General features: G+C 51.9%; 15 protein-coding genes and 2 pseudogenes. 9 read left to right on the forward strand and 8 right to left on the reverse strand.

Annotation, left to right across the window (positions count from 1 at the left end):
• Window positions 1–44: 44 nt before the first annotated feature.
• The 6 genes from QN379_RS12275 (at window position 45) to QN379_RS12300 (ending at window position 9,014) form a co-directional block, all read left to right on the forward strand.
• Window positions 45–2,105, forward strand: coding sequence for a M3 family metallopeptidase (locus QN379_RS12275; protein WP_322232330.1), 2,061 nt, complete (start codon window positions 45–47; stop codon window positions 2,103–2,105).
• An 8-nt stretch (window positions 2,106–2,113) separates the two neighbouring features.
• On the forward strand, window positions 2,114–3,052 hold the full coding sequence (locus tag QN379_RS12280; protein WP_322232331.1) for an ABC transporter permease: 939 nt from the start codon (window positions 2,114–2,116) through the stop codon (window positions 3,050–3,052).
• Between the two features lie 15 nt (window positions 3,053–3,067).
• Window positions 3,068–4,312, forward strand: a complete 1,245-nt coding sequence (locus tag QN379_RS12285; RefSeq protein ID WP_323506751.1) for an ABC transporter permease — start codon at window positions 3,068–3,070, stop codon at window positions 4,310–4,312.
• Window positions 4,313–4,326: 14 nt separating this feature from the next.
• Window positions 4,327–6,075, forward strand: coding sequence for an ABC transporter ATP-binding protein (locus QN379_RS12290; protein ID WP_322240132.1), 1,749 nt, complete (start codon window positions 4,327–4,329; stop codon window positions 6,073–6,075).
• 102 nt (window positions 6,076–6,177) lie between these two features.
• Window positions 6,178–7,641: a TldD/PmbA family protein gene (locus QN379_RS12295; protein WP_323506752.1), complete on the forward strand. Its 1,464-nt coding sequence runs from the start codon at window positions 6,178–6,180 to the stop codon at window positions 7,639–7,641.
• Entirely contained in the window at window positions 7,638–9,014 is a 1,377-nt protein-coding gene (locus QN379_RS12300; RefSeq protein ID WP_322232334.1) for a TldD/PmbA family protein, read from the forward strand. The genes QN379_RS12295 and QN379_RS12300 overlap by 4 nt, the downstream gene beginning before the upstream one ends.
• A 51-nt stretch (window positions 9,015–9,065) precedes the next feature.
• Here the strand turns inward: QN379_RS12300 and QN379_RS23690 are convergent.
• A pseudogene (locus QN379_RS23690) lies at window positions 9,066–9,920 on the reverse strand (LysR family transcriptional regulator).
• Here QN379_RS23690 and QN379_RS12305 point away from each other — a divergent pair.
• Window positions 9,870–10,016: pseudogene (locus QN379_RS12305) on the forward strand (carboxyvinyl-carboxyphosphonate phosphorylmutase); the annotation flags it as partial. The pseudogenes QN379_RS23690 and QN379_RS12305 sit on opposite strands and share 51 nt — an antisense overlap.
• Window positions 10,017–10,363: 347 nt before the next feature.
• On the opposite strand, the gene QN379_RS12310 reads toward QN379_RS12305, so the two are convergent.
• Genes QN379_RS12310 through QN379_RS12325 form a run of 4 tightly spaced genes read right to left on the reverse strand, consistent with a single transcriptional unit; the run spans window position 10,364 to window position 12,820 of the window.
• Window positions 10,364–10,819: a DoxX family protein gene (locus tag QN379_RS12310; RefSeq protein ID WP_322232335.1), complete on the reverse strand. Its 456-nt coding sequence runs from the start codon at window positions 10,817–10,819 to the stop codon at window positions 10,364–10,366.
• A gap of 15 nt (window positions 10,820–10,834) precedes the next feature.
• On the reverse strand, window positions 10,835–11,623 hold the full coding sequence (locus QN379_RS12315; protein ID WP_322232336.1) for a DNA-binding domain-containing protein: 789 nt from the start codon (window positions 11,621–11,623) through the stop codon (window positions 10,835–10,837).
• Window positions 11,610–12,485 carry a DUF692 domain-containing protein gene (locus QN379_RS12320; protein ID WP_323506753.1) on the reverse strand — a complete coding sequence of 292 codons (876 nt, stop codon included), beginning with the start codon at window positions 12,483–12,485 and terminating at the stop codon, window positions 11,610–11,612. The genes QN379_RS12315 and QN379_RS12320 overlap by 14 nt, the downstream gene beginning before the upstream one ends.
• Before the next feature lie 14 nt (window positions 12,486–12,499).
• Window positions 12,500–12,820, reverse strand: coding sequence for a DUF2282 domain-containing protein (locus QN379_RS12325; protein ID WP_322232338.1), 321 nt, complete (start codon window positions 12,818–12,820; stop codon window positions 12,500–12,502).
• 133 nt (window positions 12,821–12,953) lie between these two features.
• Between QN379_RS12325 and QN379_RS12330 the strand changes: the two genes are divergently transcribed.
• Together QN379_RS12330 and QN379_RS12335 are read left to right on the forward strand one after the other, a co-directional pair.
• Complete coding sequence (locus QN379_RS12330; protein WP_323506754.1) at window positions 12,954–13,607, forward strand: sigma-70 family RNA polymerase sigma factor; 654 nt, start codon at window positions 12,954–12,956, stop codon at window positions 13,605–13,607.
• The gene (locus QN379_RS12335; protein ID WP_322232340.1) at window positions 13,604–14,260 is read left to right on the forward strand and encodes a DUF1109 domain-containing protein; all 657 of its coding nucleotides are present in this window, start codon (window positions 13,604–13,606) and stop codon (window positions 14,258–14,260) included. The genes QN379_RS12330 and QN379_RS12335 overlap by 4 nt, the downstream gene beginning before the upstream one ends.
• A gap of 162 nt (window positions 14,261–14,422) precedes the next feature.
• Here the strand turns inward: QN379_RS12335 and QN379_RS12340 are convergent, their stop codons facing one another.
• The 3 genes from QN379_RS12340 to QN379_RS23695 all read right to left on the reverse strand — a co-directional run bounded on the left by QN379_RS12340 (window position 14,423) and on the right by QN379_RS23695 (window position 16,186).
• A complete protein-coding gene (locus QN379_RS12340; RefSeq protein WP_322232341.1) occupies window positions 14,423–14,587 on the reverse strand; it encodes a hypothetical protein in 165 nt (54 codons plus the stop codon).
• A 763-nt stretch (window positions 14,588–15,350) separates the two neighbouring features.
• Window positions 15,351–15,839: a helix-turn-helix transcriptional regulator gene (locus QN379_RS12345; protein ID WP_323506755.1), complete on the reverse strand. Its 489-nt coding sequence runs from the start codon at window positions 15,837–15,839 to the stop codon at window positions 15,351–15,353.
• 125 nt (window positions 15,840–15,964) lie between these two features.
• Window positions 15,965–16,186: an AraC family ligand binding domain-containing protein gene (locus tag QN379_RS23695; protein ID WP_369124717.1), complete on the reverse strand. Its 222-nt coding sequence runs from the start codon at window positions 16,184–16,186 to the stop codon at window positions 15,965–15,967.
• Between the last annotated feature and the right edge of the window lie 512 nt (window positions 16,187–16,698).

Genomic DNA, 16,698 nt, shown 5'->3' on the forward strand with positions numbered 1-16,698 from the left:
CTTTAGTTTTGCTGAAGTTCTCTCAAATTTTTTGAAAGAAATGCATGAAATCATCATCATTTTTCTGGACAGCTTCTAAAACGTTATCCACGTTGGCATTGGCTGGAATGGCACTAAATCCAGCGGTCGCACATCCAACTGCGGCGCCGAAGAGCATGCAATCGCCAACCCTGCGACCTTTGATTCCGTTACTGGAGGCAGAAGAAATCACACCGGTGTGCACAAGAACATTAACTGCACTGCGGCAGCGCGTGTCAACCATCGAGCAGCAACCCGCAGCCCATGCCAACGATACCAAAAGCGTCCTGGCCGACTGGAACGCCCTGCAAATCACTATCGAAGATTTGCAAGGTCCGGTTGATATTCTCAATAATGTATCGCCCGACCCAAAGGTGCGTAGCGCAACTGAAGCCTGTTTGATCGAACTGAATAAATTCTCAACTGAACTGCTGCAAAACGAGAACCAATACGCCCGCTTCAAAGCCATACGACCGGACGATCCAGTCGCGCAAAAATTACGTCAGGATATTCTGTATAGTTTTGAGGATGCTGGCGTCTCATTGCCTTCAGTCAAGCGTGCGCGGCTAAAGGCTATCCTCGAAAAACTGGAAACATTAAGTCAGGAATTTGCCCGCAACATTCGCGATAATACCCAAAAGGTGACATTCACGCCAGCCGAGATGCAAGGCCTGCCGGTTGCTTATATGGCACGCGTCAAACCAGATGATCAGGGCAACTATCAGTTAGGCTTCGACTATCCGGATTACAAGCCATTCATGGAATCGGCAGATAATAGTGACGCGCGACGACGCTATCAAATGGCATTTGAGAATCATGGTACGCCAGCAAATCTCGACGTGCTAAAGCAAGCAATGGATCTGCGCCATGAGATGGCCGGCCTGTTCGATCTTCCTAGCTATGCTGATTTGGTGTTACGCCGCCGTATGGCTAAGTCGCCACAGGCAGTCTATGCATTTCTGGATGAAGTAAAGGGCGCGGTCACCCAGTTGGAACGCAAGGAAATCGCAGAACTGCGTGCGTACAAAGCGGAGACCCTAAAAACCCCGCTCGCAGAGACGACGTTATCGCGTTGGGACCTCGACTACTGGCAACAAAAACTCAAACAGGCGCGCTATAACCTCGATCAGGAAGCGCTTCGCCAATATTTTCCGACTGATGCGGCTGTGCCCTGGATTCTGGGTGTATCAAGCACGTTGTACGGGGTGGAGTTTATACGGACCGAAGTACCGGTCTGGGACCCGGAAGTACACTATTACGATGTTGTCGATATCAAAACAAAAATGCGTATTGCCGGCATTTATCTGGACTTGTATCCACGTGCGGGCAAATACGGTCATGCCGCCGCGTGGGGCACGCGCGGTGTCAGCACCCTCGTTCATCGCACACCGATTTCAGTGTTGGTCACCAACTTTGATCGTCATGGCTTGAACAGCGACGAATTGGAAACCTTGGTCCATGAATTCGGTCACGTGTTGCATGGCGTGCTGTCGCGTGCCAAATACGTTAGTCAGGCAGGAACTAACGTAGAGCTGGATTTTGTTGAAGCGCCGTCACAAATGTACGAAGAATGGGCACGCCGTAAGGAGTCCTTGGTATTATTGTCAAGTTATTGCAAAACCCCATGCCCGACAGTCGACGATGCCCTAGTGCAGAGAATGACTGCGGCCCATAATTATGGGCGCGGCATACGTTATGCCCGCCAACTTCTTTACGCCAGTTACGACATGCGCATTCACAACGATCAAGCGGCAACTGAAAAGCCTTTAGCGATTTGGCAACAAATGGAAGGTTCGACGCCGCTCGGCTATGTTCCGGGAACTGAGTTTCCAGGACAGTTCGGACATCTGATGGGTGGCTACGCCGCCGGATACTACGGTTATATGTGGTCAGAAGTATTGGCACTGGACATGCTGTCGCGCTATAACGGTAAGCTTATGAATCCAGAGGTTGGCCAGTTTTATCGCCACACCATCTTGTCACGCGGCGGCGAAACATCAGGCAATGAAATGGTCCGCACTTTCCTTGGGCGCGCGCCCAACAGCAAAGCATTCTTTGCTGAAATTTCCGGCCAGCGCCTGCAATAAGGACGTCCATGACCGCTTATATTCTGCGCCGCTTATGGCAAATGGTACCGACGATGCTGGGCGTCATCGTATTGGTATTCTTCTTGTTCAACTGGGTTGGAGGAGATCCTGCGTATATTTTGGCTGGCAAGATGTCAAATCCTGCACAGATCGCCAACATCCGTGCTCAACTTGGGATCGATCAGCCTTATATCGTCCAGTTGTGGATTTTCATCAAACAGATCGTCACCTTTGATTTTGGCGCTAGCTGGAGCACGGGCGAATCTGTCTCTCACGTGATCCTGACGCGCCTTGGTCCATCATTGACCGTCCTGATTCCACTGACTATTCTGGAAACGTTTATCGCAGTCGCGTTAGCGCTGGCGGTCGCATTTGTACGCGGTTCGATCACGGATCGGATGGTGATGATTGCTTGCACCATAGGGATGTCGATCAGTATTCTCGTGTACATCATTCTGTTCCAGTACTGGTTTGCCTACAAACTTGGCATGTTTCCGGTACAAGGATGGGGTAGTAGCTTCACCGAGAATCTGTTCCACTATTCCGCACTGCCAATTCTCATTGGGCTGGCGGTCAGTATCGCGCCTAGTTTGCGTTTATATCGGACTTTCGTACTGGATGAAATCAATCAGGATTACGTACGTACAGCGCGGGCCAAAGGCTTGACCGAAAAACGCATTATGTGGGTCCACGTTTTGCGCAATGCGGCGATTCCTATCATTACCAATGTGATGTCCAATTTGCCAGCATTGCTGATTGGCGCGTTCTTGATCGAACGCTTCTTTTCGATTCCAGGCATTGGGCGAGAGGTGATTTTGGCGGTCGAGCGCAGCGATTTCCCTGTGATTAAGGCAATCACAGTGTACGTAGCCGCTGCCACCATGCTGTTCAATCTGTTGACCGATCTGATGTATCAGGCGGTTGATCCACGCGTTCAGCTGAAGTAAGAAAGCACTATCGCTATGTCTATTATCGTGGATTTTAAAAAGAGAAAAAGTGAGGCAGCAAAGGCGGCGGCAACGGTTCCGCCTGACGCTGTTACCACTATTGCCGCTGCTAACGCTTCTGCCAACGCCACCGCTGCATCACCGATTCTGCTGACATCGGAGCCATCGCCGGGTTTATGGGCGTTGGCGTGGCGTCGCTTGCGTGCCGACTGGGTCGCCATGGTCTCGCTGAGTGTCGTCGGATTATATTTTTTGGTACTCATACTCTCCAGCACCGGTTTGATAGCCAGCGACTGGAGTGATGAGGTGGCCGTTAATTATGCGCCGCCATCCTTCATGGGTGCGCAAGCGATAGCGGACAATGGCGGCAATCCCAACGCCATCGTCGCAGAGCCGCTACCCGATAACCCACTCGATCCGTTGGCCGACGTTCTTCGCACATTACGCGCTAGCAAAACCGTCGCGCCTACTACCCCGGTGGTTGCCAATGATTATGGCATCACCGATCCGCTGCAATCCGAGCTGACCACCATTCGCAGCAAACTGGCACAGGATGGCACCAAAGCGACGGTCGCCCGCAGAACTACTTTGCTGTTTGGTGCTGATAAATGGGGCCGCGACATTATCAAGAAAACGATTAAGGGCGCTGAAACTTCTATCGTAGTCGGGTTGGTTGCCGCGCTGCTGGCGACTGTGCTTGGGACCGTTTTTGCGGCGATATCGGGTTACTTCGGCGGCTGGGTGGATGATGTCTTCAACTGGTTCTATAGCATCTTCACCTCTGTACCTTATTTGCTGCTGATTTTGGCGGTGGCGGCGGTGCTACAACAAAAAGGTGTGCTGACGATTGTGCTGATTTTGGGCCTGACCGGCTGGACCGGCACGTTCCGCCTGATCCGGGCCGAATACATGAAACATAAAACGCGCGAATACGTGATGGCGGCAGATGCCATCGGTGCTTCGCACTGGCGAAAAATGTTTTCACATATTTTCCCCAATATCAGTCACGTGGCGTTGGTGCAACTGTCGATCCTTGTAGTCGGCTTCATCAAGTCGGAGGTGATTCTGAGCTTCCTCGGTTTTGGTGTACCGGTCGGCGTGGTGTCTTGGGGCAGCATGTTAAACGAAGCACAAAACGAATTAATTCTTGGCAAGTGGTGGCAACTCGCCGCCGCAAGTATCGCGATGGCAATTCTGGTTACAGCATTTTCGCTGTTCACCGATGCGTTGCGTGATGCACTAGATCCGAAATTAAAATAGGAATCGCCATGAATATGCTGCATCCGAATAGTTTGAACGTTGCACCAGAACTGCCAACAACAGTGCTGGAAGCGCCATTGCTGCAAATACGCGATTTGCGCGTGAGCTTTCGTACCGACAAAAAGAACACGGTCGAAGCAGTCAAAGGGATTTCTTTCGATATTGCGCGCAACACGACGGTCGCCTTAGTCGGTGAATCCGGCAGTGGTAAGTCGGTCAGTTCGCTGGCGGTGATGGGATTGTTGTCACCGGATAGCGCCAGCATTGGCCCGTCCAGCAGCGTCTTGTTTGAAGGCCGCGACTTATTAACGCTGTCCCCGACTGAACGACGTCAATTATGCGGCAAAGATATCTCGATGATATTTCAAGAGCCAATGACCTCGCTCAATCCGGTGTTCACCGTCGGCTTTCAGATTGGCGAGGTATTGCAGCAACATATGGGTATGAACGCCAAAGCGGCACGTATCCGCGCGATCGCGTTGTTAAAAGAGGTCGGGATTCCTGAGCCAGAAACCCGAATAGATGCTTTTCCCAATCAATTGTCCGGCGGTCAGCAGCAACGCGTCATGATCGCCATCGCCATTGCGTGCGAACCAAAATTGCTGATCGCCGACGAGCCGACCACTGCGCTCGATGTCACGATCCAAAAGCAGATTATCGATTTGATCGAAGCGCTGCGTAAACGCCACAAGATGTCAGTCCTGTTCATCACCCATGACCTGGCGTTGGTGGGCGAAATTGCAGATGAAGTGATCGTCATGCGCAACGGCGAAGTCCGCGAAAAAGGGACTACCCGGCAAATTTTTGAAGCACCGCAAGATGCCTATACCAAGGCGCTTCTATTATGCCGACCGTCGCTGGATAGCCGCCCGTGGCGCTTGCCCGTGATCAGCGACTATATGAATGGCAATCCAGAAATTGATCATCCGGAGCTGACTGCCAAGCAACGAAGTCGTGGCCTGACCGGCAAAGAAGAAATTCTGCTGGACGTGCGCAATCTTGGCAAAAGTTTTTACTCCCGCCAGGGACTATTCGGACGCAAAGAATTTAAAGCTGTTCAGGATGTTTCTTTCACACTGGCACGCGGAAAAACCCTCGGTGTCGTGGGCGAATCCGGCTCGGGGAAAACCACCGTCGGCCTAACCTTATTACGCCTGCATCAAGCCACTAGCGGACAAGCCTTGTTCCAGGGAAAAGATATATTGGCGATGTCGAATAAAGAATTCATGTCTTATAAACGACGGATTCAGATTATTTTTCAAAACCCGTACGCGTCACTCAATCCGCGCTTTACCGTCGGACAAATTTTGCTGGAACCGATGCGGATTCATCAGATTGGTCGCGACGATAAAGAGCGCGTCGACATGGCGCTGCAACTACTGAAAAAAGTTGGCATGCCAGCCGCTGCATTCCACCGCTATCCGCATGAATTCTCTGGTGGTCAGCGACAACGTATTGCCATCGCCCGTTGTCTCACACTCAAACCCGAAGTGTTAGTGTGTGATGAGTCGGTGTCGGCGCTGGATGTCTCGGTCCAAGCGCAGGTTTTGAACTTATTACAGGATCTACAAGAAGAGTTCGGCATGAGTTACATCTTTATTTCTCATGATCTGGCAGTCGTGAAATACATCGCCGATCAGGTCATGGTGATGCATCAGGGCGTGGTAGTCGAACTGGCAAACTCGGATGAGCTATATCGCAATCCGACCAATGCTTATACGCGCTCTTTACTGAGTGCCATTCCGCGTGGGTTACAGCACTAGATTTACATCACTGAAGATTGATTGCAGGAATTTTTTTGTATTGCAATCGACGGCAACCGACACAATCGGTTACTCTTTTTGTACACACTCATGAGGTGATTCTTGTACGATAATATTCGCGCCCTTTTCAAGCGGCTTGCGCCCGCTGTAGATTTTTGTTCGTTGCGTCTGGTGGATGAAACCAGCGAACACATCATGGTCCGCCAGGACATTTTGCAACCCATCAGTCACCGCTCGGATCGTGGCGCGATGCTTACGGTCATACATCGCGGCGGTTATGGTTACGCTGCCACCAGCGACCTTAGTGAGAACGGGCTGAAAGAGGCTTTGCGACGCGCCAAAGATTGGGCTGAGGCCAGCGCGGGACGTTCAGTAGTCGACTATTCGCACATCCTCATGCCACGTCCGGTTGGCCACTATGCTGGACCGGGAGCCGGCGAACAAAATCGCGCCACCCTCGCCAGCACATGGTCACGCAAGGACGTCATTGCGTTGCTGTTACGCGAGTCCACGGCTTGCCGAATCGATAGCCGTATTGTCGACTGGTATGCGGCGTTTGGCACAATAACAACCGACCAGCTTTATATCAGCGCCGACGGTGCCGACGTTCTCCAGCAATTTCATTACGTTATGCCCAATCTGGCAGCAACCGCCAATCAAGGTGGCGACACACAAACCCGCAGTTTGGGCGGCCAATATAATGGTTACTGTCGGCAAGGCGATATGGAAGTGCTGAGCGCGGCTGGTTTTGATGGCTCGGGCCAACGTATCGCTGAACAGGCGTTGGCGTTATTGGCTGCGCCAAACTGCCCGACCGGGATCACGGACTTACTCTTGATGCCGGAACAAATGATGTTGCAAATTCACGAATCGATTGGCCATCCGCTTGAACTGGATCGTATTCTGGGTGATGAGCGCAACTTCGCGGGCACCAGCTTTGTGACGTTGGATATGTTTGGTATCTTCCAGTACGGTTCAGATTTACTTAACGTGACCTATGATCCAAGCCGCGTCGACCAATTCGCCAGCTATCAGTGGGACGATGATGGCAGTCCGGCGGAACGGAGCTTCGTGATCCAAAACGGCATTCTTAAAAAGCCACTCGGCGGTTCGATATCTCAAGCCCGCGCCGGTATTGACGGCGTCGCCAACTCCCGCGCTTGTAGCTGGAACCGGCCACCAATAGATCGTATGGCGAATCTAAATATAGAACCCGGTAACAGTTCATTGCAAGATCTGATCGGATCGGTCGAGCGCGGTGTATTGATGGATACCAACGTCTCCTGGTCGATTGATGATTCACGCAACAAGTTTCAATTTGGCTGCGAAACTGGTCGCCTGATAGAAAATGGCGAACTCAAAGGCGTGGTCAAAAACCCTAATTATCGCGGCATTTCGGAAAGTTTCTGGCGCTCGTTAAAAGGAGTTGGCGACCAATCTACATTCAATGTAATGGGCACGCCGTTCTGCGGTAAAGGCGAACCATCACAAGTGATTCGGGTCGGCCACGCATCGCCCGCCTGTCTGTTCAGCAATATTGCCGTGTTTGGAGGGGATGCAGCATGACCAACATCATAGAACCGATTCAATCTCCGGCAGACCCGCTCACCAACCACATGCAGCAATATTTTTATGATTTGGCAGCACTCGTCCAAAGCCGTATGCATGGTTCAGAACAATTCACTTGCTGGTTTTCTGCGGAAGCGACCGACTTCGTGCGCTTTAATCAGAGTTTGATCCGTCAACCGGGTCACGTCCATCAGATGCGTTTATCATTGCGTCTGATCAACGGTAAACGCCATGCCGAAAGCAGTGCCACGCTCGGCGGCGATCTCCCGACTGACAATGCGCAATGCATCCGTATGCTTGGTCAATTGCGGGCGCAACTGGATGATCTGCCGGATGATCCATATCTGTTATTTTCGCAAGAGATTCGCAACACCGAACACATTGTTCCCTCATCATTGCCGAGCAGCGCCGCCATTGTCGATCAGGTATTGAACGCCGCAGTCGGTACCGATCTGGTCGGAATTCTCGCTGCCGGTCCCGTGTATCGCGGTTTTGCCAATTCCTTCGGTCAGCGTAACTGGCATCAAACCGCCACCTTTAATCTCGACTGGAGTCTGTACCAAAACCGCGATAAGGCCGTGAAAACCTCCTATGCCGGTTTGCAATGGGACGCTCAGACATTTCAGGCCAAATTAGCCAGCGCCAAAGCGCAACTCGCGCTGCTGCAGCGCCCGGCGATGACTGTTAAACCCGGCGCCTATCGCGTTTATCTGACGCCGACTGCGCTCAACGAATTGTTCAGCATGCTGAACTGGTCGGGCCTATCAGAGAAATCTCTCCGGACCAAGCAAAGTGCATTACAACGCATGCGTGATGAGGGTCTGGAATTGAATCCGTCAGTGATGCTGATCGAAGATACCCTCAACGGTGTTGCTCCCGGCTTTCAGCAAGATGGCTTTATCAAGCCTGATCAACTGAAGTTACTTGAACACGGCAAGCTGACCGGCAGCATGATCTCACCACGCACCGCACTAGAATATGACATCGCCAATAACGGCGCCAATGCTGAAGAAATGACTTCGTCACTTGATCTTGCTGCGGGTAATTTAGCGTTAGCGAATGTGTTGGCGGAGCTCGGTACTGGCATTTTTATCAGTAATTTGTGGTACCTGAATTTTTCAGACCGCGCCAATTGCCGTATCACGGGTATGACGCGCTTTGCCACATTCTGGGTAGAGAATGGGAAAATTAAAGCACCGTTAAATGTGATGCGATTCGATGATTCGTTATTTCGGCTGTTGGGAAATAAATTGCTTGGCTTGACGCAAGAGCGGGAATTGTTGATCGATGGCGAGTCTTATGGTGAGCGACGAGTTGGAAGTACGCGGTTACCTGGGGCGTTGATTAGTGATGTGAATTTTGTTTTGTAGAGAAGTTGTATTTCAAAATTGAGCTATGTAGACCCGATCCGTTCAAGTCACTTATGGAATCAGCGCTGCAAAACGGTCTGCTAACGTGAGACGTGATCTTGCTGGCCAGATGGCACTGAGTTCAAATTGTGGCAATAATTGACCGTGCTCAACTTCACAAAATTGTACGCCGTGAAATCGCATGGAACGTACCGTCCCAGGAAGCAAGGAGAATCCGCAGCCTGCTACTACGCAGGAATCACCGTTAAGGTCCGATTTACGTCCTGCACAATCTGAAGTTCGATACCAGCTTGCCGAAAGGTGCTGAGAATACCAGCACGTAGTTGCGGCAATTGTTTCTCGGAAAACCAGACAAGTCCTTCTTTGGCCAACTCTTAAAGTGATATTTTATGATTGATGCCGACGGAAATTACTGTCGGCAGGACAGCAACCAAAGGGTCGCGACGGATCAGCTTCTCATTCATTTTTCCGACTAAAGTCACTGGTGTATGCAGTAGTCCAAGATCAATTTCTCCGGTTTCGAGCGCCCTTGCCTACTCCTCGATACTCATCTCACGCAGTACGAGATCCACGCCAGGCAACGCAACACGTAGCGCAGCGAGAGCACGCGGCAAAGTATCGAACAGGACCGCTGATACAAAGTCAATCGATAACGACCAGCGCGATGGGTCCCAATGTCCCGCGCCCTGATGGCGGCTGAGTCGATTCTCGCCATACTCAGGCAGATATCATCGATCATTGACGATCCCGCGTCGGTCAGCACAGCGCCGCGACCACTCAAACAACTTTACTCCCAATTTTTTTCATTCGACCTAACGCCTGGCTTTGCGCGGGCTGTGCCACGTCCAGCTTAATACCGATGCCTACGCCATGTATGGCATCGAAGCGGCAATTGAACGTGCGCATCGATTCGTCGAAGCTGACACTGATAACCAGAGGTTACGAGCGCTATTCGAGACGCCGGATTTAATTAACATTGTCATCGGCGGTAAGACACCAACTTTGGTTGGTCGTGTATTTATTGATGCCGAAAACCCATCCCATTGGAAAGCGTAGTGTGAGACAGAGCATTCATAGCGTTTTTGAATTTGACAGGGCATTTTAATAATCGCGGTCCCCCGTTATAAATCTGCACTCTGAGCATCCACACTAAATAGACCTGTCTACGATGGTGAAACCATAAAAAGGCCTCGGTATAAATATGCTGAATCTGGATTAGTTTTTTTAAGGAGCAGATACGATGATTTCAAGACGATTATTTAATATCGTATTGATTGGTGTACTAGGTATGACCGTCAGCGACTGTTCGAGCGTCGACAAAGCCGGATCAGTATGTCCCCTACGGTAGGCTACCTGATCCATCGCTTCCACAACCAATGGTCTAGAGACCAACTCCCGCCGCCGCGGCATATCAACACCAGCAGCATGGCAGCCCACTGAATGTGCGTGGGCCACGCCTGAGGATAGACAAATACTTCAATGACGGCGGTCATCCCCAGTAATACGAAAGCCACGGGCCGCGTCGCCAGTCCCAGCAGCAGCAATACGGGCGCAGTCAATTCGATGGACGCCGCCATATAGGCTGCGAGTTCCGGTGGCAAGAAAGGCAGCCGGTATTCTTCCCGGAACAGTTCGATCGCAGTATTCCAATTGGCGAGCTTGGTCATCGCAGAGTTCCAGAACACCGTGGCAATGGCGATGCGCAGTGGAATGGCCAGGAGAGTGTGGGGAACACGGTCTAACCATTGGCGCGGACCGCTCTCATGGAGCGTGGAAGGGGGGGTAGATTGTGGTAAGGATGTCATCGGTTTCTTCTTGAATTAAGGTGCGAACGCTGATAGACGGACGTCGGTAAAGCATCCACGTATCAGGTGGGCGGCTAGCAGCGCATGCGTATCGGCACAAGGTGCGATCGTCAGAACTGCGTGCAATGGCTGCCCGGAAAACAGTGCGGTCGTGCAACGCCATTCATCCTCGCTCAAGCGCACCACATGGATGCTGCTCTCTGTGCGGTGCACCAGTAGCCAGACCGGACCATCTGCGAGATTGATCGCTGTCATGGCGTTGTCATCGCGCTCCAGAACGGCGTACCAGATTGTGTCTGCCGGAAATGTGCAGTGCAGCAATGTGACTGCCGGGTGCCTTACAAAACACATCTGCAACAGCTCGGCTTCATTCAACTGGGCGAGGCGCGCGATTTCTAGCGGGATTGCATCCTGTGCATGTAGCACATTACTAACCTGCCATTCAAGGCGGGCGACATCCGGCAGGTAGGGTAACGATGCGGCCTGCGGAAGTTTTGCGAGGAATTCAGGGAAATTTGCGCCATATTCGTCCAGCAGCGCGCTGTCTGGCGCAGCCTGATCGGAGAACAGGCGCGTGGCCCCCTCAAAGAATTCGGCTCCAACCAGATGCGCGATAATCGGATAGGATAAACGTAGTGCCGTTGCGAGTGCGCTCACAGTCGTGTTGCGGTGAATGTTGAGTCGCTCCTCAACTGACCATCCATCGGCGCGTATATAGGCCGACAGACCGTTATCTGCTGGCTTACGCAGACTGTTGTGCATCGCATGTTGCAGTTCGCGCAGCGTTGGATTATGCGCATTCATGTCGTTGCTTCTCCAGTGCCATCTCAGCGGTAGCGGCTTCTTCCATCAATATGTGCATTGGTGGTACGTCAGTATCCCATTCGATCAACGTGGGAACTGGGCCGAAACGCCGGAGTGCTTCCCGATACAGTGCCCAGACCGCCGGCGCGACGGGCGAACCGTGGTCGTCGACGCGCAAAATACGGCCGTGGTCGAGTTGACGCACGCTATGTCCAGCCAAATGGATTTCGCCGATCGCTGCTGGCGGTAAAGCAGAAAGATAGGTCATCGGGTCCCAATTGTGATTGCTGGCGCTGACAAAGATGTTATTTACGTCACAGAGAATGCCGCACCCAGTTCGTTGCGCCACATGCGCGAGGAATTCCCACTCTGGAATCGTCGAATGCCGGAAACGCAGATAAGTCGATGGATTTTCGAGCAGGATGCGCCGGTTCAGGTAAGCCTGTACCTGCTCTACATGGCGGCAAACGATATCGAGCGCTTCTTCAGTCATCGGCAGCGGTAACAGGTCAGGCAAATAAGTACCACCACTGACACTCCAAGATAAATGTTCAGAGATCAGTCCCGGCTCAACCCGATCGACAACACTGCGCACCCTTGCCAGATGGTCACGGTCCAGCCCCTCGGCACTGCCGATCGAAAGACCGACTCCATGCAAAGAGATCGGATAGTCACGACGAATGGTATCCAAGTCGCGTGGCGCAACGCCTCCACCCATATAGTTCTCGGTGTGTACTTCGAACCAAGCGACCTCCGGACGTTCGTCGATGACCGCCTGGTGATGGCGGAAACGCAACCCTATACCTGCTTTGGCCGGGATCGGGTTGAGCGCACTCTGTGCGCTGACGGAGGAAACGTGCATACGCTGGCGAGACCTTAGCTAGCCTGCAGTTGACCGCCCTGGATTTTGGAGCAATCCCCAGCCGGGAGCAACACGAACGATTTCACATCACGCGCCTGAGTAGCCTGACCGGCACAAGAATGGGCGCCCTGGGCACAATCGTTCTTTGCGACTGCATTGACGCCATAACACTTCTCAAGTTTGTTTTTTGTCATCTTCATCATATTGTCTTTGACAACCTGTGGCATGGTCCCCATATCTTTCATTCCTTGCGCTTGCGCCGGTAATGCTTGCATGGTCAGTGCCAACGTAACTGCGGCCGTCAGAGACGAAACGGTTGATAGTTGTTTGCTCATTTTGTATTCTCCTGAAGTTGGGTCACAAAAGCGTGATCTTATGAGTAAATTCGCTGACAGACGACGAAAGGTTACGTGGCAAACAAAATTTATTTTTCGCGACAGAATCTTCTTCAAGGTGCAAAATTCGCGAATGTCATCCAAAATCCAGCGTGCCAAACCCGCTTTGAGTCTTGTACAGAAGCCTCAGGGCCGGGCCACGCCCGATCACCCGGAGCGCTCACCAGATAGCCGGCCGGATGGCACGCTCGACTGGTCCGTTTATATGGCCAGAACACAAGGAGGAGATGGTGATGCTTATTGTCTTCTGCTAGAGCAGGTCACTCCTTATTTACGGGTACTCGCATCTCGTCAGATCGAAAATGGGAGCGATGTCGAAGATGTGGTGCAAGATATTTTGCTGACCGTCCACACTGTGCGTCATACGTACGATCCGGCTCGACCGTTCGGTCCTTGGCTGGTGACTATCGCCAACCGTCGCATCATCGATAAGCTTCGACGACAGGGCCGTTGTAGTGTGCACGAGGAACCGCTTGCCCCGGAACATGAAACCTTTTCGACCAGGAACCTCCATGAGGAGGCGGTCGATGCCAGTATGCTCCGCGACGCTGTAGGGCGTCTACCAGCTCGACAACGGGATGCAATCCAAATGCTGAAATTAGAAGAAATGTCATTAACGGAAGCGGCGAGCGCGAGTGGCATATCGGTTAGCGCACTCAAAGTCGCGACGCACCGAGCCTTAAAAAACTTGCGCAAGCTGATCGACAAACGAGGGGGTTCAAGATGAAATCAACCTCCAGTCTGATAGCATCGTTGGTCGTCAACGTAAAACCGGTGCGGCGTTTGCGTTCACCTGCCGTGAGGACTTTGTGCTGGCTATTATTTGCGGCGTTGATGCTGGCATTGGTCGCCGTCGGACATGGTGTTCGACCTGATCTGATGCAGAAACTGCATCAGCCAGTTTACGCCATTGGGGTTGCGGCTGCCTTGATGACAAGTGTTCTCGCTACGACAGCGGTGTTTATTGGGAGTATTCCCGGGCGCTCGAAACGCTGGCTCCTTTTGCCCATGCCGGCGTTTGCGATATGGATTTCTACGATAGGCTACGGATGCCTGACGGCCTGGGTCAGTTTCGGTCCCGACGGCATGTCTCCGGGTGAAACCGCGCGCTGTTTTGCGACACTGGCAATAACCAGCATCCCGCTATCGCTGTCGCTGCTCATTATGTTGCGATACGTCGCGCGGTTGTATCCAGTCCCGATTGCAATGACGGCTAGTCTTGCGGTCGCTGCGACGACCGCCGTCGCTCTGTCGCTGTTCCACCAGATCGATGCAACGTTGATGATTCTGATGCTGAACTTCGGCGTTGCAGCATTATTCTTGGGTTTGAGTCGCCTATACGGCCAACGATTGTTTGAATGGGTCACACCGATGGAATAAGGCGGATCCACAAAAACGGTTACTAAATGGTAGCTTACCTCGTATGGCTCGGCATCAAATTGCGCCGCTCTATCCCGGTTCAACGATCAGCTTCATCTAACGAAACACTGTTCGACGCAGAGCTTCCACGAGAGAAGCTACGTCGACTTGCACTGCAAAAATTTAATGCCCGTGATACAGGTCGCTAAAGTTAGTGGACGATTGCATATGGTTCATTCCTGTCTGTCTTTTTGCCATGGCGTCATGGGTCATGCCATCAGCAGCAAATACGCCGAATGATGCAACGCTGAGGATAGCCGCGAAAGTGCAGATAATAAGCTTATTCATTTGAAACTCCTTTGTGTTTATGAATGACGTTCAATATGAACGTCAGGTATTTACCAATATTTACCAATTCCATGCACTATCGAGATGGTGCATGTACCTGATGATGATTAGTCTTGATGCCGCCTACTTCATTACAAAAATAAATTGAAAATTTTTTATTTACTTGTCCCTGAGTTCTACCTGAGTCTTACATCTCATACGGAGATTGTTTACGTCGCTGGATGCAGCGACGTTATTTTTAATTTGTCTTGTGTCAACAAGACGCAAACAACCCGATCATCCCTCTTCGATTCATTGACCGTCATCGTTAGCCCACCGCCGTTGAACCGGACGATATCGCCCACTCAAAAGATACGCATTTTTCTCACTAGTCCTTTGCTACACTTAAATATACGTACACGAACGCCAACCAGATGTGGCTAATTAATGAATACGGGAAATTATTTTTAATCGCCCCCGCTTTATGAGGGCGTGTTGACATTTAGTTATGCGAGCGTTCAGTTAAGGCGGAAAGCGGCAGGTCACTACTTTCGATTTAACTGACCCGTTTCGGCGGCAGAGGTGGTCATTTGCACAGCTCGGTTTCCTATTGTGTGGCGCGTACTTGCATGCAAAAATATGTGAACACTTCATCCATTGAGGAAGGGCTAAATGAACAGCGTTATCGATTTCGTTGCCGCAGTCCTGTGCTGGCTTCTCTAGACATTCAGCGCTCTGTCAATTTCTTCGTTTCCAAGCTAGGTTTCGACGCCCACTATATGTCTCAGGGGCATATGGCATCGTGATTTATCCGAGCACTGCGCCGGTATTGGCCGGGCCCGACACCAAAACAACGCTTAAATACACGATTGAACGCCGCTTCCGACTGATACCCGACCGCTTCTCCAATGTCGCCGACCGAGCGCTTGCCTTGCGCCAACCATAACGCAGCGTGTGCCATGCGCGTCTGCATCAGCATCGTTGCAGGTGTGGTGCCTGCAACGCTACGGAATAGGCGGGCGAAGGTGGCGCGCGACATGTGACAGGCCGCCGCCATGTCCTGCAGCGACCAGGGTTTCTCTGGCGCGGCCAACATGGCTTGCAATGCCGCCTGCAAGCGCCTCTCGGCCAGTACCGCGAACAGGCCCGGCATAGTGCCGGCCTGTTCCAGCCAAGCCCGGATCACCAAGGCAAACAGTGCAGATGACAACTGCGCTATCACCGCGTTCGCGCCCGGCAGCATTGCTTCCGTTTCGACCCGCAACATTGTCATCAATGCTTGCAGCCCGCAAAGTCGGACCGCCCAGCCGTGCGTACCATGATGACCTCGGGCAGAGCGTCCAGCAGCGCGTTTGACGCGCCAGGATCGAACTCAAACTGGCCGCTTTTTCAAGCGCCTCAGGAGAAATGTAGAGCATACGATAATCCCCCCCCATCCGTCGCTTGCCATCCCTCATGAACCTCGCCGGTATTAACTATGCAGACCGTGCCCTGAGGCATGACGGAACGCCGCCCATTGCCTTGTGAAAACGCTTGCGCACCGCGTTCGATCACCCCGATCGCGTATTCCTTGTGCGCATGCGCGGGAAATCTGTGCGTTGGATAGCTCGCCTGCAGCATTTCTGCATTGGCGAGTAGCGGCTCTCGCCAGAAAACAACGTTGTTCTTCGCTGGAGGCGATTTGGATCATCAGACTCTCCGCAATACGATTTCCAGAGCAGGAAATTTCTGTCTCGGGACCAGCGCAAACAAATTCCAAAACTTTCCAGGAAGAGATATCGCTTCGTCATAAAAATTGATGCGCCAAGCACTCATCTTCAATAAGAGTAGCAGATACAAGCGTTTACGTACCCCATGAAAATATCAATTCCAGACGGTATCGAATCACACACTTGATTGATGCATTTTCAGTAATTTTTTGGATCGCGATATGACAAACTGGGGTGACCCCTGGTTAAATGAACGTTTGTAGTGACGCTCGGTGGGTGCGATGCCATTTTGAGGGATCAACCCGGCCGCCTCCTTGGTTGCTGCTCCTTAACCTCGTAAGCCAAGAAGCCTGTGCGTTATCACTGATACAGCCGAAGCTTAAATATTCATAATTGATGCTGCAGATTATTGGTGATGACATG

It is taken from the genome of Glaciimonas sp. Gout2 (assembly GCF_035018905.1).
In the GTDB taxonomy this organism is placed as follows: Bacteria; Pseudomonadota; Gammaproteobacteria; order Burkholderiales; family Burkholderiaceae_D; genus Glaciimonas.

What these genes read in the sequence shown, in the direction of transcription:
- QN379_RS12280 (WP_322232331.1), top strand. Translation starts at nt 2,114, where the DNA reads ATGACCGCTTATATTCTGCGCCGCTTATGGCAAATGGTACCGACGATG.
- QN379_RS23695 (WP_369124717.1), bottom strand. Translation starts at nt 16,186, where the DNA reads ATGCTGCAGGCGAGCTATCCAACGCACAGATTTCCCGCGCATGCGCAC.
- QN379_RS12340 (WP_322232341.1), bottom strand. Translation starts at nt 14,587, where the DNA reads ATGAATAAGCTTATTATCTGCACTTTCGCGGCTATCCTCAGCGTTGCA.
- QN379_RS12345 (WP_323506755.1), bottom strand. Translation starts at nt 15,839, where the DNA reads ATGACAATGTTGCGGGTCGAAACGGAAGCAATGCTGCCGGGCGCGAAC.
- QN379_RS12320 (WP_323506753.1), bottom strand. Translation starts at nt 12,485, where the DNA reads ATGCACGTTTCCTCCGTCAGCGCACAGAGTGCGCTCAACCCGATCCCG.
- QN379_RS12275 (WP_322232330.1), top strand. Translation starts at nt 45, where the DNA reads ATGAAATCATCATCATTTTTCTGGACAGCTTCTAAAACGTTATCCACG.
- QN379_RS12335 (WP_322232340.1), top strand. Translation starts at nt 13,604, where the DNA reads ATGAAATCAACCTCCAGTCTGATAGCATCGTTGGTCGTCAACGTAAAA.
- QN379_RS12290 (WP_322240132.1), top strand. Translation starts at nt 4,327, where the DNA reads ATGCTGCATCCGAATAGTTTGAACGTTGCACCAGAACTGCCAACAACA.
- QN379_RS12330 (WP_323506754.1), top strand. Translation starts at nt 12,954, where the DNA reads ATGTCATCCAAAATCCAGCGTGCCAAACCCGCTTTGAGTCTTGTACAG.
- QN379_RS12300 (WP_322232334.1), top strand. Translation starts at nt 7,638, where the DNA reads ATGACCAACATCATAGAACCGATTCAATCTCCGGCAGACCCGCTCACC.
- QN379_RS12315 (WP_322232336.1), bottom strand. Translation starts at nt 11,623, where the DNA reads ATGAATGCGCATAATCCAACGCTGCGCGAACTGCAACATGCGATGCAC.
- QN379_RS12310 (WP_322232335.1), bottom strand. Translation starts at nt 10,819, where the DNA reads ATGACATCCTTACCACAATCTACCCCCCCTTCCACGCTCCATGAGAGC.
- QN379_RS12325 (WP_322232338.1), bottom strand. Translation starts at nt 12,820, where the DNA reads ATGAGCAAACAACTATCAACCGTTTCGTCTCTGACGGCCGCAGTTACG.
- QN379_RS12285 (WP_323506751.1), top strand. Translation starts at nt 3,068, where the DNA reads ATGTCTATTATCGTGGATTTTAAAAAGAGAAAAAGTGAGGCAGCAAAG.